This is a genomic window from Peribacillus muralis (genome assembly GCF_001645685.2).
Classification (GTDB): domain Bacteria; phylum Bacillota; class Bacilli; order Bacillales; family DSM-1321; genus Peribacillus; species Peribacillus muralis_A.
Genome location: NZ_CP017080.1, coordinates 4,102,955 through 4,127,077, shown reverse-complemented (window position 1 = coordinate 4,127,077; position 24,123 = coordinate 4,102,955). Strand labels below are relative to the sequence as shown.

Genomic DNA, 24,123 nt, shown 5'->3' with positions numbered 1-24,123 from the left:
GAAAAAGGGCCAGTGGCAGAGGGTGAATGGCTTTGCGCTGGTCTTTCATTTCATTAATGAATTAAAAAGGAGAGCCGATGGACAAAAATACGTTAATAAGTGAATTTCAACAAGTTTTTTCGATCGAGGCAAGTCAGGCGGTGCACACCTTCTTCTCGCCTGGACGCATTAACCTCATAGGTGAGCATACCGATTACAATGGCGGATACGTGCTGCCGTGTGCGATCACGTATGGTACATATGGTGTTGTAAAACGGCGGGAAGATCGACGCGTTCGCGTCTACTCGAAAAACTTCGCAAATATAGGCATGATCGAATTCTCGCTTGATCTATTGGAATTCGCTGCAGAAGATAATTGGGCCAATTATCCAAAAGGAATGATCCGTTATATTCAGGAAAGGTATGGATCACTGCCTGTTGGTTTTGATATGTATGTATCTGGCAATCTTCCAAATGGTGCAGGCCTATCCTCATCGGCATCCCTCGAAATGCTGATGGGGGTCATCCTGAATGAAGTCTATGCTCTGGGGATTGATCGCATTGAGCTTGTCAAGCTTGGCCAAAAAGTCGAGAACGATTTCATTGGAGTCAACAGCGGTATCATGGACCAGTTCGCCGTAGGGATGGGGAAAGTGAATTGCGGGATGTTCCTTGACTGCCAAACACTTGAATATGAGTATGCCCCGCTGGATATCGGGGGTCATAAAATCATCATCATCAACTCCAACAAGAGAAGGGAACTGGCAGACTCCAAATATAATGAACGCCGTTCGGAATGCGAGCACGCTTTGCGGCTTTTGCAAAGGAAGCTGGATATTCAAAGCCTGGGCGATCTTACGGAAGAGGAATTTGAAGCCAATCAATTCCTGATTGATGACGATGTGTTGAAGAGGCGGGCCAAACATGCGGTGTATGAAAACAACCGGACGAAAAAAGCCTTGAAATCGCTGAAGGAAGGCGATTTAAGCACCTTCGGACATCTTATGAACGAATCTCATCTATCCATGCGCAAGGACTATGAAATCACGGGGATTGAATTGGATACCCTTGTGGAATCAGCCTGGGCACAGCCGGGAACGGTGGGAGCCAGAATGACAGGCGGCGGTTTTGGCGGATGTGCGATAGCCTTGGTCGATGCGAATGAGGTGGATTCCTTCATCACCGAGGTCGGTGAAGGATATAAGCAAAAAATTGGTTATGAAGCCGACTTTTATGTAGCGAGTATAGGAGATGGAACGAAACGAATTTGAGGGCTCGCCTGCCCCTGCACAAATGGGAAATGAAAAAATAACAAAGGAGTGTTCATATGGAGATATATGTAGCTATTCAAACACTTCTGAATCAGGCGGTTCAGCTCGATATGCTGGTGAAAGAGGATGAAATTTATTGTCGCAATCAAATCATGGCGCTCCTCCAGTTGGAGGAATTCCCGTATGCGGCAGAGGTACGGAAACACGCAGCCATTCCTGATTTGCTTGAAGAGATAGTGGCTTATGCATGCGAAAAGGGCATCGTTGGTGAACTCGACATACAAAAAGAAATCCTCGGCAGTAAAATCATGAATGTGCTCATGCAAAAACCGTCTGAGGTGAATGGAACCTTTTATGACAAATATCATCAAGACCCAAAAGCGGCGACTGAATATTTTTATCGATTAAGTCAGAACAGCAATTATATTCAAATGAAGCATATCCACAAGAACATCAACTACAAATTGGAAAGTCAATATGGTGAACTCGATATCACGATCAACCTCTCTAAGCCGGAAAAGGATCCAAGGCAAATCGCGCTGGAAAAAGAAAAACAGCAAGCCATCTCCTATCCCCGCTGCCTCCTCTGCGTCGAGAATGAAGGGTATGGCGGGAGGATCGGTCATCCGGCACGTTCGAATCACCGGACGATCCGGCTTGAATTAATGGATGAGCGATGGCATTTTCAATTTTCCCCATATGTTTACTACAATGAGCATTGCATTGTTCTTTCTGAAGAGCACCGCGACATGAGGATAACCAAGGGAACCTTCTCAAGGCTTCTGGAATTCGTGGAGAAGTTTCCGCATTATTTTATTGGTTCCAATGCAGATCTCCCAATTGTAGGAGGATCGATATTGAACCATGATCATTATCAAGGCGGCCAATATGAATTCGCCATGGAAAACGCAGCGAGAGAATGTAGCTTCAACGTAGAGGGATTTCCTGAGGTGATGGCCCATACCTTAAAGTGGCCGATGTCTGTCATTCGGTTAAGCGGTGAAAATAAGGAAGAGCTGACGAATGCAGCTGCCAACATCCTCGAAAAATGGAAGCTGTATTCAGATGAAGAGGTGGAAATAAGGGCTTATACAGATGAGACGCCCCATAATACGGTCACGCCGATTGCACGATTGAAGGATGGTCATTTCGAGCTGGATCTTGTACTGAGGAATAATCGGACGAATTCGGAACATCCGGATGGAATCTTCCACCCGCACCGTGATGTGCATCATATAAAGAAAGAAAATATCGGTTTGATTGAAGTGATGGGTCTGGCCGTTCTTCCGGCTAGGCTGAAAATGGAGCTGGAGCAGATTGAAGCCTATTTGTTGGGCGGAATGAAAAACGTGCAGGAATACCATGTATCATGGGCCGATGATATAAGGGCCCGATATGATGCAAGCATAAGTAAGGAAACCGTTCAAGGCATCCTTCAAAAGGAATTGGGTGTTAAATTCCTCAGGACGTTGGAAGATTCCGGTGTATTCAAAAGGGATTTGCAAGGTCAAAAGGCATTTCGCCGTTTTTGCCTGAGTTTATAGTGTGGGAGGAAATGGAATGAAGGTATCTCAAGCATGTATAGGGGAGCTGGCTGGAAAGCGAATCATGGAGCATAAGATAGTCAATGATAGCGGGATGGAAGTAACCTGTCTTAATTATGGCTGTACGATCACGAGCATTTTAGTTCCTGACCGTCATGGGAAATCGGGAAATGTGGTACTCGGCTTTGATACGGTTGACGAATATCAGAAGCATTCCCCTTATTTTGGCTCTGTGATTGGACGGCATGCCGGCCGGATTAAACAAGGCATGTTAATGATCGAGGGAAAAACGTACAGGCTTGCCCAAAACGATCTTGGCAACCATCTGCATGGCGGCATCAACGGTTTTGATAAAGTGGTTTGGGATGTATCCATCACCGAAGGGGACGACTCAATCAGTCTTCGTTATAGCCATTCAAGTGGGCATCTTGAGGAGGGGTATCCTGGGAGGGTTGAACTGACGGTGGTTTATACGGTTACAAACGATAATGAAATCATCCTTACGCTCGAAGGGGAAAGTGATCGGCGGACCATTTTGAACATGACGAATCATACGTATTTTAATTTGAGCGGTGATCTGAAAAGCTCAATCGAATTACATCGGCTGACGTTAAAAAGTGATCAATTCCTCGAGCTTGATGAAAGCTTGATACCAACTGGTCAAGCTGTGGAAGTGGAGGGGACTGTATTCGATTTCCGCAAAGGACGTGTCATCGAGGACGGGATCACATCTCAGCATCCGCAAAATCTCTTGGCTGGAAACGGGTATGACCATCCTTTCCTGTTAGGGGGGAGCGATGCAGCGGCCATCGTTTTGGATGACGAGGAAAGCGGGCGCAGACTTATCATTGAAACCAATCAGCCCGCGGTCGTTTTATATTCTGGCAATCTATTGGAAGATGACTTTCGAATTCGCGGAAGGCAATCAGGAAAATATTTGGGGCTATGCTTGGAAACGCAGGGGATCCCGGATGCGGTCAATCATCCACAGTTCCCTACGACTCTTGTGGATAAGGGAGAGCGGTATAGTTCTGTAACAAAGTGGCGTTTTGGCTTAATCGATTGAATTCCCTTTCATGGAAGTCGGTGTGGACCTTGATTCTGCATGAATACGTTGATAATACCGCTTGTGCCCGCAGTTATGGAGGGGGTGGACTTGGACCGTTGCAGGTGCTCCCTTATCCAGCGGCGGCCCGTGAGCCTCAAGCCTCAGGCTGCGGTGTCGCGCCTTCCGTTCCAAACCATTCTTCCAAAAGCTTAAAAGAATTAAATCAAAACCCCCATACCCGTGGAAGGTGCGGGTTGAAAAATTTCAGATGACTTAATTCTTCTTCTTGTTGAGCTATGCCTTCTTTTTTTTTCAATCCCTGCTTTAATAAACCTTCCCTATCTTCTTGGATTAGTCGTCAAAGCTGTCGTTATAAGGGTTTGCATACAAATCAATATCAAACCCGGCCTTTACCTTGCTGGCGAAATCGACTTGTTCATTATCTAGATATAAACCAGGCGAATGCCCGTTTTCCATTTTTATTACGATGAAGAATTTACATTGCAAATGATAGTTCTCCTTTAATTGATTGATCACCGCTGCCTGATTTTTTAATGGCACAAATACTTGGTCCATTTGTTCCGTTACATCATAGGACTCCTGGTAACCACTACTTAAATCCCAAGCAGTTTCTTTTCGGTAGTGGGGCTGTAAAGAGTTTAAAGAGTTATGCCGAGGAATGATGTCACCTTTTTTATAGGTCAGCGTAGGGGTAATGCCTAAGCTTTTGGTTACTTCATCTATTGGAAAATCATCTCCAAACAAACTGAAATACACCATTACTTGAGTTTTTTTCATCTATTAATTAACTCCGATCGTTTCCCTTTATTTGAAATCATTATATCATTCTTCTTTAAAGAACCTCCCCCGATCGTAAGAAATTAGGCTGACTTAATAAGTTGAAGCAAAATGAACAAGCTCCCGTTTTGAAGTGAAACTTAGTTCAAACGGGAGCTTGTTAGTAGTCTATCATTTACGAACTTTAAGCTAAATCGCTGCTTAACTGCATAGAACGTTCTTGGAGGCAATCGGAAGACAAGGTATACGCAGCTAGTTTCTTTTTGTATTGTTTGACTACGTCGATGTGGTCATTGTATATGAAGACATGCAACTTTATATCTTTTTTCCCTTGTTTCGTCTCAAAGACTAATGGAGTTCCATTATCCTCTGGTTGCAAAAACAATCGTTCATTACCGGGGAAAATATGTTTTTTCTTTAAGAATTTCGCCTCGTTATAATAGTTTATAACACGAAGCTTGTCTTCACCCTCCAAGTGTTTTCCTTGGATGGTTAAGCTTGTATTGGCTTGGTCGAGTTCGAAATGAAGTTCGAATTTCTTAAGAATCCAATTCACTGTACTGGTTGGAAGACAGGACGCCAATAGCTTAATGATACTAAGAATGATGGTAATGATTATCGCGGTCGTTGTCATCTATTTTCTCCTTACATGCTAAATTATGATTATGACTTGATGATAGCATGATAGTGTATCTCGGAGCACAAAGGCTCTCGAAGTTTTTCCTATGAAACAAGGAAAATTGCTAATTTGTACACATTTGTATCGGTGTGTCCGATCATTTCTGAAAACCTTGTGTCGACTTTGAAAAATAACAATAGGCAAATAAAGGGAAATAGACCCTTGATATCGTATAAGCAAATAAGGTGAGATTATTTCACCGTTTATGGATCATAAAGGGAGTGAAGGAATTGGAAGAGTCGATAGAGCGGATTTTCACGGCTGAAATGGTGGAGTCGGCCGGGCGTTTTTTTCAAGTGAACACAGAAAATCCGGTTAAACTGGGCGATGCCGAGAACTATGTATTTGAGGTTAATCGCGATGGCACGCCATACATTCTAAGGTTGACCCATCAATCACATCGCGCGAAGCATCAAGTGCTGGCTGAGCTAAAGTGGATGGAGTATCTCCAAACTAATGGGTGCGCGATTCCGAAGGTTATTCCTTCAAAGGGAAATAACCTGATTGAAACGGTAAAGGGTCTTGATGGGTCGGATTTTCATTGCTGCCTGTTCGAAAAAGCCCCGGGTGCGAGAGTGAAGCTAGTGGATGGAAATCACAATGGAGATTTATTTTATGTGTGGGGAAAAACGATAGGTCAGCTGCATCAAAAAACAAAAGACTACATACCGGAAAAAGCTTATCAAAGGATGGATTGGCAGGAAGAGGAATTATTGGATGCTGCACACTATCAAGCGGATGCTCCGGAACAAGTGGTGCGCCAGCAAGACATCATCCTAAGGGAATTAAACGGTCTAGCAGTTAACCGCGATAACTTCGGCTTGATTCATTCCGATATTCATCACGGGAATTTCCATTATCACGAGGGCAGGATTCACGTCTTTGACTTTGATGACTGCTCCAATCACTGGTTCGCCAGCGACCTGGCCATCCCTTTATATTATTTGATGTGGAGCTTGGAGCGCGAGGGCGTGGAAGACCTGGATGGATATGCGGCCACATTCATGAGGGAATTCATGAAAGGATATGAGACGGAAAATATACTGACACGTGCTGATTACGAAACCATTCCTTTGTTTTTGAAGGTAAGAGATCTTACGTTATATAACTTCTTCCATAAAAAATATGATTTTATGAATCAAGATCGTGAATGGAACAAAGCGGTTTCAACAATAGAAAAGAGAATAATCGAAAACCGCCCGATCGTTCAATTCGATTTGAACGTGATATCACATGGGGGACGATGATGTGGAGGATTGAGCAGGCATGAAATACAAGGCACTAGTACCGGAATTATCCGTAGCGAATATTAGTGAATCGAAAAAATTTTATCTTGATGTTTTGGGGTTTCATTTGGAATATGAGCGAGTGGAAAATAAATTCGCCTTTCTTTCATTAGGCGAAGCGCAAATCGTGGATGACATTTTGATGTATAAGCTGGTGTGATCAGCAAAAGAAAAAAGGGCAGGCAGGGAAACGATACCCCATGCCAGCCCTTTTCGTTATGTACCTGATTCATATGATGAATCAGCAATCGATCATTTGATGATTTTCACCTTCACTTGCTTTCTTCCCCATGTTAACGCATCATTTTCCTTTGCGATGAAAACATCGATTCTGTTTCCTTTGATCGCTCCGCCCGTGTCTGCTGCGATGGCCTGTCCGTAGCCCTCGACTTCGACGATGGAGCCTAACGGAATGACATTCGGATCGACGGCTATCAGTTTCGCGTCATCATATTTTTTTAGGTCGACGCCCATTCGGGTCGTGCCCGAGCATCCTGAACAGCTCGCTGTATAGGCTGTACTGGTCACCGTCAGCTCCTTAACGGATGATCCCGCTAAATTGGCCTTTGCCTGTAATTTACTGAAGGTCCGTGCTCCGGCTATGCCATCGGCCGATAAACCGTGTTGTTTTTGAAAGGTCAAAACGGCTTGCTTTGTACCATTGCCATAGATGCCATCGATTGTTGAAGTGTAGACATTCCATGCTTTCAATAACCTTTGCAGATCTGCTACTGGCCGTCCCATATCCCCGCTTCGCAACACCTGTATTTTTTGATTCGTTTTTGCTCCTGCTATACCATCGGCCTTCAATCCAGTTTTCACCTGGAACTTCTTAACCGATGCTTTAGTGATCGGTCCGTAATACCCTGTCTCTTCATGATAAGGGAAGACCCCTTTGGTCATTAATAATTCCTGCAGTTCTTTTACATCACTATTACTCATACCCATTGAAAGGGTGCGATTCCCGACTGCGGCTTCGCTTTCTGTTGGCATGCAAACGCCTAGAATGAATACAGAAGCCGTTAGGATCGTTACTATAATGTTCTTCATGTTTTTCCTCCTCGTTGTTTCCTGCAGTCATACAATTCGGTACCCCATCACTTTTTTTAGCGCAGGCAAGCAAAAACACCGCGAAGGCACTAAGGAACTGTTAAAACATGTAACGGCGAAGGGGGGGAAATGAGGCGGAGATAGGGCTACGATATCCTTAGTTACGGGGATGGTGCATTCGATCGAAGCAAGAAGGAAAGGATATTCTAGAATCCTTTTCCTCCTTGGTGAACCGGGAACGAAGAGGTCGGTTTAGTTGAATATGGATACTCATTCATGTACGTTTAAGTAAGGAGCCTGAGCTTTGTCCTCAAGCAATCTAAGGGGAGGGAACCATGATGATTAAAGCAGTTATTTTTGACTTTGATGGTTTGATTTTAGACACGGAAACCGCTTGGTATGAAGCGTATAAGGAAACGATGGGTTTTTATGAAGCCGATCTGCCTCTCGAGCATTTCGTTACATGCATCGGAACGGATAATACGGAACTTAATGCGTTTTTCAAATCACAGTTAGGCGACAGATACAATATCGAAGAGATTGAAACGAGAGCAAAAAGCCTGCATGAAGGGAAGATGGAGGCTGCTGTGGCCCGTGAAGGCGTTAAGGAATATTTAGAGGAAGCAAAAAAATCAGGATATAAAATTGCGCTTGCTTCCAGCTCATCCAAAGAGTGGGTCACTCTTTATTTGGAGAAGCTTGGACTGCTGCACTATTTTGAGGCCATCATCACGGGCGATGAAGTGACTAAGGTTAAACCTGCGCCTGATTTATATATTAAGGCAATTCAGGTGTTGAATGTCGATCCGACGGAGGCCATCGCCTTTGAAGATTCATTAAATGGGCTTCAAGCGGCTCTGAAAGCTGGAGTGAAGTGTGTAATCGTTCCAAATCCCGTGACGGAGGCTTTAGCGTTCGAACATCATCATTTACGCCTGCGTTCCATGATGGAAAAAAGCCTGACTGATGTCATAAAACAGATTGAGCAATGATCTGGGGCGATTGCTAACGTATTGCCAATAACCAACGCCGAAGATATAAAGAGTCTTCGGTTTTTTCGTTTCATCTTTTTCATGCACACATGAGCAAAGCAATATGAAGCTGATGGGTTAACTAGTAAAATTTAATCCACAGTATTGGGGGCTTATATATAGACCGTTGCATTGCACTGCAGGCGCTCCCTTTCCGCGGGCGGTCCTTGAGCCTCCTCGGCTAAAGCCTGTGGGGTCTCAAGTAGACGCGCAATTCCCGCAGGAGTGTCGCTGCCTTCCGTTTCATTCCACTTTGTGTGAACATAAGAATGGCATTTCCATTGCCCGCAGATTGAAGGACATCTACCGTTTCATTCAACTCTGAATGAAATCTATGATTAAACACCATTACCCACAGTTGTTGGATTTGTACAAAGCCCGTTGCATTTCCCGCAGGAGTGTCGCTGCCTTCCGTTTCATTCCACTTTGTGTGAACATAAGAATGGCATTTCCATTGCCCGCAGATTGAAGGACATCTATCGTTTCATTCAACTCTGTATGAAATCTATGATTATACACCATTACCCACAGTTGTTGGATTTGTACAAAGCCCGTTGCATTGCACTGCAGGCTCTTAGTTTTTTAGAGAGGTCCGCCCATGGGCTCTCACTACTAAGCGTATGCAGTCTAGCCGCATTTCCAGCTTGGTTAACCATGGGTCTTATGATTTTTTATCCATTTATTTATCATTACGTATTCTCCGATAAAAAAACCCCCTAGAAAACAAGTTATAACCATGAGATTATCTGGGTCTGTAAATAAAATTTTAGAGAGTATTGCACCGATAAGAAAACCTGAAAAAATAATAATAGAAGATTTATATCTAAATTTCAGGTAGTTAATCAAAGTAAATGCTATAAAATGTTTCATTTAGTATATAAGTGAGAAACAGCAACTAAAAAATGGTGAAAGTTTAATTTCAAAACTTCCACCATTTTTTGTTTTTCTTCTGTGGTTCTGTTTGTGCTGCGCTATAATTTACTTTTTGCTGGAAAAATGAAACTTAATTCCATTAATAACGTATGCAAAGGAAACGGATTATAGGGGATGTTACTGGAAAAATATCAATATAGTAATGATATGCATAATATGGTAATGTTGAGAATGTGTGATTTTGGAAAATACTAAAAAAGGAAGGTACTATATGTCTGATGCAGTTCTTAAGGTTCAATCCTTAACCAAAAAAATTGGCAATGCGACCATTGTGGACAATGTTAGCTTCGAGATAAAAAACAATGAAATATTCGGTTTACTCGGTCCGAATGGAGCTGGTAAAACGACGATCATCCGGATGATCACAGGTCTAATCAACCGTACCGGCGGCTCTGTGATGATCAATGGCAGCGATCTTGATAAAGACTTCGAGGGCGCGATGAATCAATTGGGCGCCATCGTCGAAAACCCCGAGTTTTATAAGTACATGACAGGCAGGAAGAATATCCTCCATTATGCTCGCATGTCTCCCAATGACATATCGAATGAGCGAATAGAAGAGGTCATCAAGCTTGTGAAATTGGAGCATGCCATCGATAAGAAGGTCAAAACCTATTCATTGGGGATGCGTCAGCGCCTTGGTGTGGCACAGGCCATCCTGCATAAACCGTCGTTACTGATCTTCGATGAACCGACGAACGGCTTGGATCCGCAGGGGATCCGCGAGTTTCGCGATCATTTGAAGCTACTGGCAAGTGAGGGAGTCGGAATACTGATATCCTCCCATTTGCTATCGGAAATGCAATTGATGTGTGATAGTTTCGCCGTCATCGAAAAAGGAAAACTGATACATACGAAAGAGCATATGATCGATGAAAAAGCGGAAACGATTCATCAAGTTTCCTTTGCTGTCAATGATGGGGAGTTAGCCAATAAGATCCTTCAGGAACAGTTTGCGGAAATCCCAATTCTTTCATTCGATGCGAGTACGATTTCCGTGACCGCGACACGTGAACAAACGGCCCGGATAAACAGGCTATTGAATGGAAATGAACTGGATGTTTATGAAATTGGCATCACGAGAAAATCATTGGAAGATAAATTCTTTGAAATTACCGAGCAGGAAATGAGGGAGTCTGTATGATATCCTTAGTGAAAAATGAATGGATGAAAATCTTTTCTAAAGTATCGACTTATATATTCATCGCTTTTCTTTTGGTGGCAGCTCTTGTAACGGCAATCATCGACATGAAGCTTAGCCCGGAGGAGTCCGGCCAGGATTGGAAGCAGGAGGTAAAAGCGGACATACAAGAACAGGAAAAAGCATTGAAAGCCAAAGATATCGGTGAAGATGAAAAGGCCGCTATCATGGACGAGATCGACACCAATAAGCAACTGTTAGCTGCCAATATCGACCCTGACTTAAGCACGAACTGGACCTATATGGCAGAGTATACAGTATCGCTGACATCATTCGTAACGTTATTCGTCGTGATCGTCTGCAGCTCGATGGTTTCCTCTGAATTTTCGGATGGCACCATAAAGCAACTGCTGATCAGGCCTTATAAACGCTGGAAGATCCTTCTTTCCAAATATATCACTTCGTTGTTATTTGCCGCTTTATTGCTTGTGAGCCTAGTGGTTTTCAGTTACCTGATCGGAATCATATTCTTTGGCAATGGTTCCTATTCAGACAAGATGCTCGACCCGACAGCATTCGGAAGCTTCAGTACAGTGGTGGTCGGCACCTATTTCAAAGACATGATCGTTTATTGGATACCGGGATTCCTGGTCATCACGACGATTGCGTTCATGTTAAGCACGTTATTTAAGAATCAAGCGCTCGCAGTGGGGATATCGATCTTCATCTTATTTGCATCTTCGACATTAAATATGATCATTCAATCCTTCATCGGGAAATACGAGTGGTTAAAATTCGTCTTATTCCCTCACCTTGATTTAAGAGGGTACATCTCGGGAACGATGGAGATGTTCGATGGAGCTACACTTGGTTTTTCCATGGGTGTGTTAGTCGTCTATTATCTCGTATTTTTAGCACTGACATTCTTCTTCTTCCAGAAAAAAGATATTACGAATTGATTGCGTTGACCGGAATCCATTAGGGGTTCCGGATTTTTTTATTGGAATCGCAGGCGTGAAAAAAACCATTTAAATTGAATATTTGTAATTATCTGTATAAATAGGACATATTGCCCTTAAAAAACAAAGGTATAAACATTATAATGTTTATATACTACATGTTATGTAGGAAAATGATGAGGGAGATGTTGTAAAGATGAAAGGTTCGAAAAGTTTAAAGCGCTTTCTTTTCAGTACTTCGTTAGTTCTTGGGTTGTCCATTGTCGGTGCAAATGATTTCGCCTCTGCTCATGGATATGTCGAGTCGCCAAAATCACGGTCGTTGCTTTGCAAAGAGCAGGTGAATAAGAATTGTGGATCGATCATGTATGAACCGCAAAGCTTGGAGGGCCACAAAGGTTTTCCGGGTACGAGCATTCCTGATGGCAAGCTTGCATCGGCAGGCGGTTTATTTGGCGGCGTCCTTGATGAACAAACAGCGACACGCTGGAGCAAAAATGCCATTCAAAGCGGTCCGCAAACCTTCACCTGGAATTTAACCGCCATGCATTCGACAGCGAAATGGCATTATTATATCACGAAGCAAAATTGGAATCCGAATAAGCCGCTTACAAGAGATCAATTGGAACTGGTCCCTTTCTATGAAAAAAATGATAATGGAGCAAGACCGTCCAATAAAGTGAACCATCAAGTGGTCGTGCCGCAGCGGACTGGATATCACGTCATCTTTGCGGTATGGGATGTCGCGGATACGGTGAATGCCTTCTACAACGCGATAGATGTTCAATTTAGCGGAACGAATGTTGGAGGCACGTCGATTTCGGCTACCAATTATCATTCGTCCATCCCGACCTTTTAATTTAACGGGGAAGCAATAGGGAGGTATTCGTGTAAGTAATATCTCTTGAAATAAAGAATAATTTATTCGAGATAAAGACTGCGCTGCAGTCTTTTTTCGTTTGCAAGAATAGTATTCTAACAGTATGGGAGGGGGCATTCGCATTGGACCCTCCCTGAAATCTTCATGAGTCAGTCGCTCAAAAAATCCGGACTTTTACGTTTGAAGCCTTCCAAGCTTGCCGGGTCACTTCGTCGAACTCATTCCTGGTCGCATGTAGGCGGTTCTCCTTGCCGCTTTCCAATTCGTTAAAGACAGCATCGGCAAAGTCATTCAAGGGAACGCCGAAGGTATGGAGGCCAACAACGCCAAGATCGGTATTGACTGCAGGCGGTAAAACCTCAATCACGTTTACATGGGTCCAGTCTTAAGGAAACCGTAAATGAGTGAATCTCAGCTTTGGTTGCACTATAGATAGGGCACCCATGTACCAGGTGTCAAAGCTAAACTGGAGGATCAAGGCTGCCGTTGTTCTTTGCATCAAATGCGGCAGGAAAAGAGTCGTTACATGCATGGGCGCTTCAAGATTAGTCGCCAGCTCCTTTTGATGATCTCGTCAGTCCTCCTTGTCTTGCCTGCAGTGTTCACTAAAACATTCAGTGCCCATTCCAATAGGAGATCCGTTCAATCTCGCTTGAGACATCACAAACTCTTGCATGCGGGGCAGGATGTGCTGTGCCTGTTTAGCTTCTTTCAAACTAGCCTCCCGGCGCACGACGATGTTCACTTCGCTCCGAAAACCCCTCCCGTCATTATGACCGTATTCCCATCCTCCTCCTGTCATCCATCTGGATTATTCCCCATAATTGGAATGAGGCTAAAGGTCCCTTTATAGAATGAAAATTCATACAAAATTTGGATTAAAGTGAAACTTAAGCCAGTTCTAATCGTATAAGTATGGACAAGGATATTTTAAGGGAATAGGGCCGATAGAAATTTTCGGAATTATTTTATTACTGGGGAATTCAATTTGGTAGCAGGTAGGCTGAATTGTTCCAAGAAGAGAGAAAGAAGTGGTTCAATTGATAAAAAAAAGAAAACATCTGTATCTCGCACTCATCTTTTTTATACTGTCATTCATTTTGAATTTCCCGTTCCCGCATCAAGTTCCATACGGCGCTGCGCTTGCAATCAGGTTTGGCATACCGATCGAGTCCGAAAATGGATTCCAATATGTGGGGATATTGGCGGTCATTCTATTGCTGATCAGCCTGTTTTTCCTTGTCCAAGCAGTGGGAGTGCATCCTGGCCGATTTTTCGTGCTGGCCATCATCATAGCCTGGTTTGCGCCTCACTTTTTGGCGAATACATATCAAAAGCATTTTGCCTCGGACATTTACGCCGTTTCCTATGATCGCGAATCCAGTACTTGCCGTTTTTATATGGAAGATGAAACAACGCTGCATGGTGTATGCGAGCTTCCTTTTGAGAATTACAGCAAGAAAGATGTCCAATTCAAGATCCAATTGATAGGCAGGTATGACAAAGACGATTCGAAATTGGTATCATTCATGAACACCGAATCTCCTTATATGGTCATTTTAAGGGGAAAAGAGCGAAATCGACTGAAAATAGAAATGGATATCGATGTATCAGGGATGAAGGAAAAACATATAAATGGGCAACTGGATCAAATCGATATCATCATGAAATCAGGGGAACGGATGAGATGGTTGTAGTGGTGCTTTTTGATAAGGAAAACGGGTATTTATTATGTTATTACCAGTAATAGGTGCGGCTTTATTTGGCTTTTTTAATATAAGAATAGGGTGTTACGAATGCTGGTACGATTGCATGTACATGCAAAAGACGAAGATGAATGTAAGGTACACTTAACTCCGTTTATAGAAAAATTTGATATCATTGTTGAAAAAGTAACAAGCTCAGAAACTGAAGAATATTTGAAGTTTGAAGAAATGTTTGAAGTACTGTATGAATGTAAACTGCATCATTCGGTAACTTATGCAGATTTGCGAGCCGTCTTGCAGACGGTGTCCATTGGTTAGAGCTAGGGACAGGTGAAGACAAAAGTTTACTAGCCAGTAAAAATGCGGAGGAGTGTCAATTCATCCTCGGGAATGTGGAGCTGGTTAGGCTGACGCAGCTTTCTGATTTACTATAATGGATTTCAAAGAGGCGCACCTAATAGCGGCCTCTTCTTTGCCATGTGCTTTAACGCCCTATCAAACCGTAAAGGATAAGCTTCCCGATCTCCGCCGTTTTCGTTTGATACTCCTCTTTCGTTTCCCAGTTTGCCTGCAGGCTCGCGACGGCATCAAGAAACTCCATGATTGCTTCCGTGGAAATGGAGGCATCGATTGTCCCTTCCCGTTTTCCGGATTCGATAAATACTTGCAATATATCTCTCTGGATTTCACCCGCACTTTCTTTAAATAAATCGACAAAAACGGCATCGTGCAGCGCTTCCTGTGAGAAGTATTCTTCGAGGAGCTGGTGTGGCTTCTCGGCACAAATGGAAACCGCCCGCAGCAGCTTTTCCTTGAAGCTAATGTTTTCTAGAAGCAAATCGTTCACCAGCTGTGTTGCTTCCTGCATAAGAACTCGCGCACACTCCTTGATTACCCCTTCTTTATTGCCAAAATAGTTATAAATGGAAACCGAGGATACGCCTGAAAGGGAGGCGATTTCATTGATGCTGACGTTGGTGTATCCCTTATCCCGGAAGAGGTCTAGAGCCGCTTGGATGATGGCGTCTTTCTTCTTCTGCGTTCTGATTTCATATTTGTTCATGACATTCCCTCTTATTCGTTGATACAAGTATTATGACATATAACGGGTAGTTTTTAAACATAATCGATTATATTTAAAAACTTTTGACAAACGGCAAAGATTTCTGTACATTAGTTTTTAAATACAGTTGATTAAATTAAAAAACTTTCAAGGGGGAAAACAGGATGAAAATTTTAATGTTTGGCAGAGGCGTTATGGCGACGCAGTACGGATGGGCGCTTGAAAAAGCGGGAAATGAGGTCGATTTCTATGTGAGGCCGGGAAGGGCTGCCCAATACGGTCCGTATGTTGACCTGGATATACTGGATGGGCGAAAAAACAGAAAGGGAGACCAGGTCCTGGAGAGATGGTTTATTAATATGCGTGAGGAAATCAGTCCCGATCACGACTATGACCTCATTTTTCTCAGCGTAAACCACGAGCAGTTCGAGGAAGCATCTAAAATAGTGAGCGAACGCGCGGGTAATGCCACGATTTTAATTTTCAATAATGTGTGGGATGACCTGGATACTGTAGCGGCGCGGCTGCCCAAAGAGCAAATATTGTGGGGCTTTCCAGGTGGAGGTGGAGGCTTTAGAGGCAAAAATAAATTGGAGGCCGGTTTTATGAAATCGATTTATTTGGAATCCGCTGCTGCCGCTTCCTCTGTGGTAAGACACAAAAATGCCGTTGATCTGTTTCAGCAGGCAGGCTTCTCCGTATCCTTGCAAAAAGACATGTACGTCTGGTATTTACAGCATTTCATCATGAATGCCGGCATGGCTGCGCAAGCCTTGAAGATGGGAAGCTATCAAAAGATGTATCAGTCCCCAAAACACGTGAAGCCAGCTGTGCTGTTAATGCGCGAGATGCTTCCATTGATTCGGGCGAAAGGACGCAGGGCTAGCTTGGGTACCATGGTCATGCTGCACCTTCCTGCAGGATTGATGGGATATGGCGTATATAAAGTGATTACCGGTGGCACGCTCGCAGGCGCAATCATGGAACGGATGGAGGATACCGCGTATATTTCACAAGAATCGTTCGCCCTCTTCCCAAGAGATATACTGGCCGATGCAAGAAGGCTTGGCATAGAACTTCCGCGACTCACGGCACTAGAACCATATTTTCGGATGGTGTGAACACGCTGAAAATTAGAGGGAAAACCCAATTGGCGAGTAAAGTCGTGAAATTGGCGAGTAAAACGACGGAATTGGCGAGTAAAACCCCAAAACTGGCGAGTAAAACCCCAAAATTGGCGAGTAAAGCGCGTTGAAACTTTGAGAAAAGTCCAATTCGCGGATAAAGTGGTTATTTTCTCTTGTAACACCTGAATATGCTTATCTTGATATGTAAGCGTGCAGGATGAAACTTTTTTCCAGGTCATTCGTATATGTTAACATCTGGAAGGGGGAGGTGTTTTCATGGACGGTTTTGATGGAAGTGAGGATTGGGTGTTCACCGGTGCTCCAGACCTTATCGGAATTATGTTTGTTATCTTTTTTATCATCATTATCTTTCAATTATTCAACGGAGCTCGGCAATGGAAGAAAAATGAGGATTCGCCTCGCTTGACTGTTCCTGCCGTTGTAAAAAGTAAGCGGACAAAGGTGACGAGACATCAGACAAACGATCAACATCTTTCTTCGGATGGTAGCTCCACGACTTATTTCAGTACGTTTGAATTTGAGAGTGGAGATCGGTTCGAATTCCATCTTTCGGGCAAGGAGTTTGGGATGCTTGCAGAAGGGGATAGCGGCACGTTAACCTTCCAAGGAACAAGGTATCTCGGTTTTGCCAGGAAGGATCATGGGGTCTCATGATCGAGGGGATCCGTAACTAAAATTCGGGAGAGTGTAATCATGACTGAAAAAGGATGCATGAAATGCGGCAGCAATGATGCTGCCAAGAAGGACGTAGCCATGACTGGAACAGGGTTGTCAAAAATGTTCGATGTCCAGAGCAATCAATTCACGGTAGTGTATTGCAAGCAATGCGGCTATTCGGAGTTTTATAATAGGCAATCTTCTGCAGGCAGCAATTTGCTCGATTTATTCTTCGGATGATGACGGCAAGCGAAGAATCTCCTTTTATCCGAAAGGGGATTCTTCTTTCATTGTTCATGTTTGTTGTTTTGAAAAGAAGGTAAGCTGGGCCTTTAACACAATTTATGTGAATAGGCGTGTGGGCTGATCTCATCACTCGTGACGGTATGGGTGAAAAATGATAGCATAAGCTAAACGAATAGATTAGGAGAGAATACATGAATAAAATAGCCGTTCTTCAGCTGTCCGTGGCGATGGCGATTTTTGGTTCCGTCGGTTTCTTTTCGGAACGGACGGGACTTCCTGCATTGGAATTGGTTTTTGTTCGCTGCATCTGTGCTGCGGTATTCCTCTGTGCAGCCTGGATGGCTACCGGACATTTCAAAAGGGAGAAGTGGGATGTTAGAGAGGCAATGTTGATCATTTTTTGTGCGGTGGCCAACTTGTTAAACTGGATATTCCTCTTTAAATCGTTTGAGCTGATTTCCGTGACGATTGCCATTTCGCTCTATCATTTAGCACCGATCATTGTGCTTATCATCGGGAGCTTCATCTTTAGGGAGAAGCTGTCTTTATACTCCATCCTGGCCATTTCCCTATGCTTCATCGGCACATTATTGATAATGGGGACGGATGGATTTCAATCGTCATCTCCTGAATGGGAAGGAATCATGTATGGGATCATTGCGGCATTTTTCTATGCGGCAACGATGCTTTTAGGAAAGTCGATTACAAAGACGAGTGTGTATGCGACCACGTTCCTGCAAATGCTCATCGGTTTTTTATTGCTGCTTCCCTTTGTTGATTTTCACGTGTATACAACGCTGCATGCTTCGCAATGGTTTTACACGGTACTGACCGGCATCGTCCATACGGGCGTCGTTTATCTTTTGTTTTTCAATAGCATTCGCCATTTGCCAACAAACGTAGTATCCTTCATGATATTTGTGGATCCGGCAGTTGCCATTCTTTTAGATATTTTGCTTTCGGGGTTTGTCCCGGATATGGTTCAAATCTTGGGCATTTCATTGATTTTTCTTGGGATGATCTATTCACTCAGGACAACGAGACCGACTGAAAATGAGATCATGCAGAAAAGGCCCCACACCATGTGAGGCCTTCTTTGTCTATTCATTTGTTAATTAAAATGATAGACATCCCAAATGTCGGGAGTTTCTGATCCAATGTACCAAGCGGCTACTCCGCCTAGATGATTTTTTTTAACGAGGTCAAGACGAAGCCCCAGTGATTTTTTATCTTCCATCCAAATTTGGTGCTTTTCTCCTTTGGATGTATACTCGACGTAATTTTGTGAGGTGTTTTTATCCCAAACCTTTTTAAGCTTGTGGGCCGAAACGATCCGGTTGACCTCAGTCATGGTGCGGTCATGGCTTGTCACTTTTTTGGTCGATAAATCGGTTACCCATTCCCGCGTATAAAATGGTACCGCCAAAATGATTTTATGGGCAGGTACGTCCTTCATTAAGAGCTTGGTTCCTTCAGTGATCCAAGGTAACGAGGAAACGGAGCCAGCCACTGGGCTTCCGCCCCAATGTTCGTCATACCCCATGATGATGATATAGTCTGCGATTTTGCCAAGTTCTTTCCTGTCGAGGCTTTTTGACCAGAAAGGGTCTTCGTTTTCTCGGGTGACATCCACGGATAAGATGATTCCATGAGGTTTTAGCGCCTTTTTCAATTCGCTTATGAAACGTACGAAGTCCTTCTTATTTTTGGGATCGATGTTTTCAAAATCCACATTGATTCCATCACTTTTCGTTTCAACTAGTGAATCGCGTAAAGCTGAAACTAGTTTCTGACGTTTTTTTTCATTGCCAAGTATTGAACCAGTTAAAGTTGGGTCGAATTTATTGCCAATCAGCTGCCAAACTTGTTTTCCTTGTTTATGTGCGGATTGAACGTATTTTGTATCTACAGAAGCGGAAAAGAAATTGCCGGAATCGGTCAGTGTATAGGAACGCGGTGATACTACATTTAAATGTGGCTGTTTAAGCTGTTTGATGTAGTTTTCCTGTGTTCCATTATGTTTCCAGCCCATGACGATACGCTTTTGCGCTTTTTTTGGGAGGAGCGACTTCTTGATCCAGCCTTTTTTACCGTCAAGCAACTGAACTTGGTGGTAATAATCGGGAATTTTCAATTTTTGCCCGACGTTAAGGGAAGCAGTCCGCAAGTTGTTCAATTTGGACAAGTCAGCTGCGGCTACCTCGTATTTATTCGAGATTTTCCACAATGTATCACCTGATACAACGGTATGTATCTTATATTTTTGCGGGATCTTCAATTTTTGGCCCACTATGATATCGGTCGAATTCAATTTGTTTTCTTTCTGTATATCACCGATTGACACACCATATTGATTGGCGACTTTCCATAAGGTGTTTCCGGTTTTCACTGTATGCACAATCGGCTTCGAAGAATCACCGGCGACAGTGGAAATGACGGGAAAAGCCTCACCCTTTTTCAAAGTCTTCAGTACAGTGGAACCGAGAGCAGGAGAACTATAAACCTTTGTATTATCCGCTTTAACCGAGCCTACGTACAAGGTATTGCTTGCTGCCTTGCCGCTTGCTGGAAAGAAACAAATACAAAGAAGGCTTAACATAATAAGACATCCAACGTGTTTTTTCACTATTATTCTATTCTCCTTAGCTGTTCATCATTTTAACTTCACTAGTTTACTATGGAGAATCTCCATAAAATAGAGGTACATTGTGGAAAGTGCGAATTCGTAGATAAAAAGCAGAATTCGTAGATAAAATCGCCGGAATCGCAGATAAAAGTCCGAATTCGTAGATAAAATGCAAATTTCGTAGATAAAAGCACTAGAATCGTAGATAAAAGGCAGAATTCGCAGATAAAAGCCTCCGATATTTCTTCTCTGGAATTTCCACATCGACCCGCCAAAGCGGGTATGAGCAATCTCATTGTTCACATGATATGCATGTGACATATGTCATCTTCTCGTCATGACACCTGGTACTAATATTGTCGCAGTCCGTTCCTTATAATAAGAGTAAGACAAATAAAAGGAAGTGCAATCGAATAATGACTGTACAAAATACGAAGAGTTTGAGAAAACAAATTGCTCCTTTTGAGAAATCAACGACAAAGGAAAGTATCTGGCAGATCATCAATACGATCGGACCGTTTCTTATTTTATGGTACCTTGCATATATAAGCCTTTCCGTATCATATTGGTTAACATTGATCCCGGCGATATTGGCTGCGGGCTTCCTGACACGGATTTTCATCATTTTCCATGATTGTACACATCATTCATTTTTCAAAAGCCGCCGTGCGAATAGGATCGTGGGGACATGTATGGGTGTGTTGACTTTGTTCCCGTTTGACCAATGGGGTCATGAGCATTCGGTTCATCACGCTACAAGCGGCAACCTGGATAAGCGGGGGACTGGCGATATTTGGACTCTTACGGTGGATGAATATTTGGCAGCGCCGCTAAAGCTTCGTTTTGCTTATCGTTTTTACCGCAATCCGTTGGTCATGTTCGGATTGGGTCCGATTTACGTTTTCCTTCTGAAGAATAGGTTTAACCGCAAAGGGGCTAGAAGGAAGGAAAAAATGAATACGTATTTGACGAATGCGATCATCTGCATTTTAGTGGCAGTGCTTTGCTTGCTGGTTGGGTGGCAGTCGTTTCTTTTGGTACAAGGTTCGATTTTCATGATTTCTGGTTCAGTGGGCATTTGGCTGTTTTATGTCCAGCACACATTCGAGGATTCCTATTTTGAAGAAAATGAGGAGTGGGAGTATGTGTTGGCAGCAGTGGAAGGAAGTTCATTTTATAAGCTTCCGAAATTGATGCAGTTCCTCACAGGCAATATCGGCTATCACCATGTTCATCATTTGAGTCCTAGGGTGCCTAACTACAAACTGGAAATGGCCCATAATAATACGGAGCCTTTAGAGAATGTCCCGACGATCACGCTTGCGACAAGCTTACAGTCGCTTCGGTTCCGCTTATGGGATGAAGATAAAAAGAATTTTGTTGGCTTTAAGGACATAAGATATGTAACGAAAAAAAGTGTGCCCGTTCAAGTTAAGTCGGAATTATGACATGTATAAATGGTTCCGGACTCCCTTCATGATCCTTGGATTGAGGGAGTCTTTTTTACGGATCGAGGAGGGAGCATCAAGTGATTCGAATCGTGATTGCAGAGAAACAGGAAATGCTTTTGGAAGCGATTAGTTCTCTACTCAATCTTGAAGAAGATATAGAAATCGTCGGCCAGGCCAGTAATGGGGAGGAAGCGGTTGCCCTTGTGCACCAATTGCGGCCGGATGTGTGCATCCTGGATATCGAGATGCCGGTCATGAGCGGACTGGAGGCAGCGGAAGCTTTGGAGGCGTTTGCTTGCAAGGTGATCATCATAACGACGTTTCGAAGGGATGGGCATTATCAGCGAGCCCTTCAAGCCAATGTAAGTGGTTATTTATTGAAGGATAATCCGAGTGACGAGCTGGCCTGCTCGATCCGCCGTATCATGGATGGCATGAGCATTTACTCCCCTGAGCTCATGGATGCTGCTTCTTACAATCATTCCGAGCAGGAGAGGCCTGCAGGTCAAGCGGCATCTGGGGCCATAAGAACTTATTTGTCCACGATCAAGGATAAAATGAAGGCACCGACCGGCTGAGGTGTTGACACGTATTTTTTAATTGTGTAATATGGATGAAATCATAATATTGAAAATTCGTTGATGAAGAGAGTAGTTCATTTTGAATGGCAAGCGAGTCGGGGATGGTGGGAGCCTGATGCAGGAAGAATGAATGAAGCGCACTTTGGAGAAATTTCTTGAAACGTCTAGTAGGGAATATCGGGGAGTCACCCCGTTAACAATGGAAAGTGGTCACAATATGTGGCAACTAGAGTGGTACCACGGGAAGCTATGCTCTCGTCTCTTATTTGAGACGGGGGCTTTTTTGTTTAGGAGGGATATTGACGATGAATCAACCTATTGCAGCTTTACTATCAAACGCAATGAACGATGAACTGACGGTAAATGAAATTGAAAAATTAATCGAAAAGCCTAAGTTTGCGGAATTAGGGGATATTGCTTTTCCATGCTTCACGCTTGCCAAAAAACTGAAAAAATCGCCACAGGTGATCGCTTATGAGCTAGCTGCAAAGCTAAGCGATGGGATGATCCAAGAAGTGAATGCAGTGTCGGGGTATGTCAATATCTTCGTCAATCAGCAACGGGTGACGGATAATGTGCTGCAAGCGATATTGCGTGATAAGGAACAGTATGGTTCGACAAAGCCTGTAGAGGAGAATGTCGTGATCGATTTTTCCTCGCCGAATATCGCGAAGCCGTTTTCGATGGGCCACTTGCGCTCGACCGTCATCGGCAATGCATTGGCTAACATAGCTGAAAAGAACGGCTATCAAGTCGAACGGATCAATCATTTGGGAGATTGGGGCACACAATTCGGCAAATTGATCGTTGCCTATAAGCTCTGGGGAGACAAAGCGGCGATCGAAGCGTCCCCGATTGAAGAATTACTGAAGATTTATGTAAAGTTCCATGATGTTGCAGAAACGGATGAATCGTTGAATGAACAAGCACGCGCAAGCTTCAAGTCGCTTGAAGATGGTGATGAGGAGGCGCTCTCCCTCTGGAAGTGGTTCAGGGAGGCTTCGCTTAAGGAGTTCGCTGCGATTTATGAGTTATTGGGCATTCGTTTTGATTCCTTTGCGGGCGAAGCCTTTTACAATGACAAAATGGATGCTGTCGTCTGGGAGCTAAAGGAAAAAGGCTTGCTCACCCAATCGGAGGGCGCATTTGTCGTCGAGCTGGAGGATATGCCCCCTTGTTTGATTACGAAGACGGACGGGGCGACGCTTTATGCCACACGTGATTTAGCCGCAGCACTGTATCGTGAAAAGCAGTATGGGCCGAAGAAAATCTTTTATGTCGTCGGCAACGAACAATCCCTGCACTTTAAACAGCTCTTCCAGGTGATCGGGAAGATGGGATATGATTGGTCAAAGGACTTGCAGCATGTGGCCTTTGGCATGATGCTGAAGGACGGCAAGAAAATGTCGACACGAAAAGGGAAGGTCGTGCTGCTTGCAGATGTATTGGCAGAGGCCATCGAAACGGCGCAGCGAAATATTGATGAAAAAAACCAAGCGCTTGAACAGAAGGAGCTGGTTGCGAGGCAGGTAGGTGTCGGAGCGGTGATCTTTAATGATCTAAAGAATAATCGCATGAATGATATCGACTTTTCGTTGGACCAAATGATGAATTTCGAGGGCGAAACGGGCCCATATGTGCAATACACCCATGCCAGAATATCATCATTGCTGGAAAAGGGGCAATATAAGGAGCGGGACATCCAGTTCGAGGCCTTAGGTGAATATGCTTGGCCCGTCATCCAGCTGCTTGAGCAATTCCCGGCCATCGTCCAAAAATCCTTTGAACAGGCCGATCCATCACAAGTCGCTAAATTCAGCTTGCAGCTGGCACGTGCATTCAATAAATATTATGCCCATACGAAGGTGTTGGCCGATGATCAGTGGAAGCAGATGAAGCTCTCCTTCGCCTGTTGCGTAGCCATCGTCTTGAAGGATGCGCTGCGGTTATTGGGGATTTCAGCGCCGAATCAAATGTAATGCATGGCATTGGAAGGAGCCGGTTGAATAAATTTCAACAGGGCTCCTTTTTATGTACGGCGACAAT

General features: G+C 43.7%; 24 protein-coding genes and 1 other annotated feature. Of the genes, 18 read left to right on the top strand and 6 right to left on the bottom strand.

From position 1 onward, the window contains the following. The first annotated feature begins 77 nt into the window (after window positions 1-77). From ABE28_RS20030 to ABE28_RS20020, 3 genes are read left to right on the top strand one after another with little or no spacing between them, the layout of a single operon-like run. Window positions 78-1,250, top strand: coding sequence for a galactokinase (locus ABE28_RS20030; protein ID WP_064462763.1), 1,173 nt, complete (start codon window positions 78-80; stop codon window positions 1,248-1,250). 56 nt (window positions 1,251-1,306) lie between these two features. Further along, a complete protein-coding gene (galT, locus tag ABE28_RS20025; protein ID WP_064462764.1) occupies window positions 1,307-2,794 on the top strand; it encodes a UDP-glucose--hexose-1-phosphate uridylyltransferase in 1,488 nt (495 codons plus the stop codon). A gap of 16 nt (window positions 2,795-2,810) precedes the next feature. Continuing rightward, on the top strand, window positions 2,811-3,860 hold the full coding sequence (locus ABE28_RS20020; protein ID WP_064462765.1) for an aldose epimerase family protein: 1,050 nt from the start codon (window positions 2,811-2,813) through the stop codon (window positions 3,858-3,860). Window positions 3,861-4,193: 333 nt separating this feature from the next. Here ABE28_RS20020 and ABE28_RS20010 read toward each other — a convergent pair whose 3' ends face one another. Further along, complete coding sequence (locus ABE28_RS20010) at window positions 4,194-4,640, bottom strand: DUF4279 domain-containing protein (RefSeq protein ID WP_064462767.1); 447 nt, start codon at window positions 4,638-4,640, stop codon at window positions 4,194-4,196. A gap of 184 nt (window positions 4,641-4,824) precedes the next feature. Next, window positions 4,825-5,274, bottom strand: coding sequence for a YfmQ family protein (locus ABE28_RS20005; RefSeq protein WP_064462768.1), 450 nt, complete (start codon window positions 5,272-5,274; stop codon window positions 4,825-4,827). Window positions 5,275-5,549: 275 nt separating this feature from the next. Between ABE28_RS20005 and ABE28_RS20000 the strand changes: the two genes are divergently transcribed. Both ABE28_RS20000 and ABE28_RS19995 read left to right on the top strand, forming a co-directional pair. Further along, a complete protein-coding gene (locus ABE28_RS20000; RefSeq protein ID WP_064462769.1) occupies window positions 5,550-6,566 on the top strand; it encodes a phosphotransferase enzyme family protein in 1,017 nt (338 codons plus the stop codon). A gap of 19 nt (window positions 6,567-6,585) precedes the next feature. Continuing rightward, a complete protein-coding gene (locus ABE28_RS19995; RefSeq protein ID WP_064462770.1) occupies window positions 6,586-6,765 on the top strand; it encodes a VOC family protein in 180 nt (59 codons plus the stop codon). Window positions 6,766-6,857: 92 nt separating this feature from the next. On the opposite strand, the gene ABE28_RS19990 is transcribed toward ABE28_RS19995, so the two are convergent. Continuing rightward, window positions 6,858-7,655: a peptidoglycan-binding protein gene (locus ABE28_RS19990; protein ID WP_064462771.1), complete on the bottom strand. Its 798-nt coding sequence runs from the start codon at window positions 7,653-7,655 to the stop codon at window positions 6,858-6,860. 341 nt (window positions 7,656-7,996) lie between these two features. Here ABE28_RS19990 and ABE28_RS19985 point away from each other — a divergent pair, with 341 nt between their 5' ends. From ABE28_RS19985 to ABE28_RS19970, 4 genes are all read left to right on the top strand, one after another. Next, on the top strand, window positions 7,997-8,647 hold the full coding sequence (locus tag ABE28_RS19985; RefSeq protein WP_180320019.1) for an HAD family hydrolase: 651 nt from the start codon (window positions 7,997-7,999) through the stop codon (window positions 8,645-8,647). A 1,183-nt stretch (window positions 8,648-9,830) separates the two neighbouring features. Further along, window positions 9,831-10,763: an ABC transporter ATP-binding protein gene (locus ABE28_RS19980; RefSeq protein WP_064462773.1), complete on the top strand. Its 933-nt coding sequence runs from the start codon at window positions 9,831-9,833 to the stop codon at window positions 10,761-10,763. Beyond that, window positions 10,760-11,719, top strand: a complete 960-nt coding sequence (locus ABE28_RS19975) for an ABC transporter permease (RefSeq protein WP_064462774.1) — start codon at window positions 10,760-10,762, stop codon at window positions 11,717-11,719. Before ABE28_RS19980 ends, ABE28_RS19975 begins: the two co-directional genes overlap by 4 nt. Window positions 11,720-11,915: 196 nt before the next feature. Beyond that, window positions 11,916-12,578, top strand: coding sequence for a lytic polysaccharide monooxygenase (locus ABE28_RS19970; protein WP_064462775.1), 663 nt, complete (start codon window positions 11,916-11,918; stop codon window positions 12,576-12,578). A 178-nt stretch (window positions 12,579-12,756) separates the two neighbouring features. Here ABE28_RS19970 and ABE28_RS19965 read toward each other — a convergent pair whose 3' ends face one another. After that, the gene (locus ABE28_RS19965) at window positions 12,757-12,966 is read right to left on the bottom strand and encodes a hypothetical protein (RefSeq protein ID WP_064462776.1); all 210 of its coding nucleotides are present in this window, start codon (window positions 12,964-12,966) and stop codon (window positions 12,757-12,759) included. A gap of 673 nt (window positions 12,967-13,639) precedes the next feature. Between ABE28_RS19965 and ABE28_RS19955 the strand changes: the two genes are divergently transcribed. Both ABE28_RS19955 and ABE28_RS19950 read left to right on the top strand, forming a co-directional pair. After that, window positions 13,640-14,296 carry a hypothetical protein gene (locus ABE28_RS19955; RefSeq protein ID WP_064462805.1) on the top strand — a complete coding sequence of 219 codons (657 nt, stop codon included), beginning with the start codon at window positions 13,640-13,642 and terminating at the stop codon, window positions 14,294-14,296. Between the two features lie 99 nt (window positions 14,297-14,395). After that, window positions 14,396-14,623 carry a hypothetical protein gene (locus tag ABE28_RS19950; RefSeq protein WP_064462778.1) on the top strand — a complete coding sequence of 76 codons (228 nt, stop codon included), beginning with the start codon at window positions 14,396-14,398 and terminating at the stop codon, window positions 14,621-14,623. A 166-nt stretch (window positions 14,624-14,789) separates the two neighbouring features. Here ABE28_RS19950 and ABE28_RS19945 read toward each other — a convergent pair whose 3' ends face one another. After that, complete coding sequence (locus ABE28_RS19945) at window positions 14,790-15,368, bottom strand: TetR/AcrR family transcriptional regulator (protein ID WP_064462779.1); 579 nt, start codon at window positions 15,366-15,368, stop codon at window positions 14,790-14,792. A gap of 164 nt (window positions 15,369-15,532) precedes the next feature. On the opposite strand from ABE28_RS19945, the gene ABE28_RS19940 reads away from it, so the two are divergent. From ABE28_RS19940 to ABE28_RS19925, 4 genes are all read left to right on the top strand, one after another. After that, window positions 15,533-16,489, top strand: a complete 957-nt coding sequence (locus tag ABE28_RS19940; RefSeq protein ID WP_064462780.1) for a ketopantoate reductase family protein — start codon at window positions 15,533-15,535, stop codon at window positions 16,487-16,489. 282 nt (window positions 16,490-16,771) lie between these two features. After that, window positions 16,772-17,170 (top strand): DUF2500 domain-containing protein, encoded by a 399-nt coding sequence (locus tag ABE28_RS19935; protein WP_064462781.1) that lies wholly within the window; start codon window positions 16,772-16,774, stop codon window positions 17,168-17,170. A 39-nt stretch (window positions 17,171-17,209) separates the two neighbouring features. Further along, window positions 17,210-17,413, top strand: a complete 204-nt coding sequence (locus ABE28_RS19930) for a zinc ribbon domain-containing protein (RefSeq protein WP_064462782.1) — start codon at window positions 17,210-17,212, stop codon at window positions 17,411-17,413. A gap of 197 nt (window positions 17,414-17,610) precedes the next feature. Beyond that, complete coding sequence (locus ABE28_RS19925) at window positions 17,611-18,507, top strand: DMT family transporter (RefSeq protein ID WP_064462783.1); 897 nt, start codon at window positions 17,611-17,613, stop codon at window positions 18,505-18,507. Between the two features lie 23 nt (window positions 18,508-18,530). Here ABE28_RS19925 and ABE28_RS19920 read toward each other — a convergent pair whose 3' ends face one another. Beyond that, the gene (locus tag ABE28_RS19920) at window positions 18,531-20,018 is read right to left on the bottom strand and encodes a LysM peptidoglycan-binding domain-containing protein (RefSeq protein ID WP_064462784.1); all 1,488 of its coding nucleotides are present in this window, start codon (window positions 20,016-20,018) and stop codon (window positions 18,531-18,533) included. Window positions 20,019-20,461: 443 nt separating this feature from the next. Here ABE28_RS19920 and ABE28_RS19915 point away from each other — a divergent pair, with 443 nt between their 5' ends. The 3 genes from ABE28_RS19915 (at window position 20,462) to argS (ending at window position 24,056) form a co-directional block, all read left to right on the top strand. Then, on the top strand, window positions 20,462-21,493 hold the full coding sequence (locus ABE28_RS19915; RefSeq protein WP_064462785.1) for a Delta(5) desaturase DesA: 1,032 nt from the start codon (window positions 20,462-20,464) through the stop codon (window positions 21,491-21,493). Between the two features lie 80 nt (window positions 21,494-21,573). Beyond that, complete coding sequence (locus tag ABE28_RS19910) at window positions 21,574-22,074, top strand: response regulator (protein ID WP_064462786.1); 501 nt, start codon at window positions 21,574-21,576, stop codon at window positions 22,072-22,074. A 51-nt stretch (window positions 22,075-22,125) separates the two neighbouring features. Further along, window positions 22,126-22,343: a binding site (T-box leader), on the top strand. 33 nt (window positions 22,344-22,376) lie between these two features. Next, window positions 22,377-24,056 (top strand): arginine--tRNA ligase, encoded by a 1,680-nt coding sequence (gene argS / locus ABE28_RS19905; RefSeq protein ID WP_373921299.1) that lies wholly within the window; start codon window positions 22,377-22,379, stop codon window positions 24,054-24,056. Window positions 24,057-24,123 lie beyond the last annotated feature (67 nt).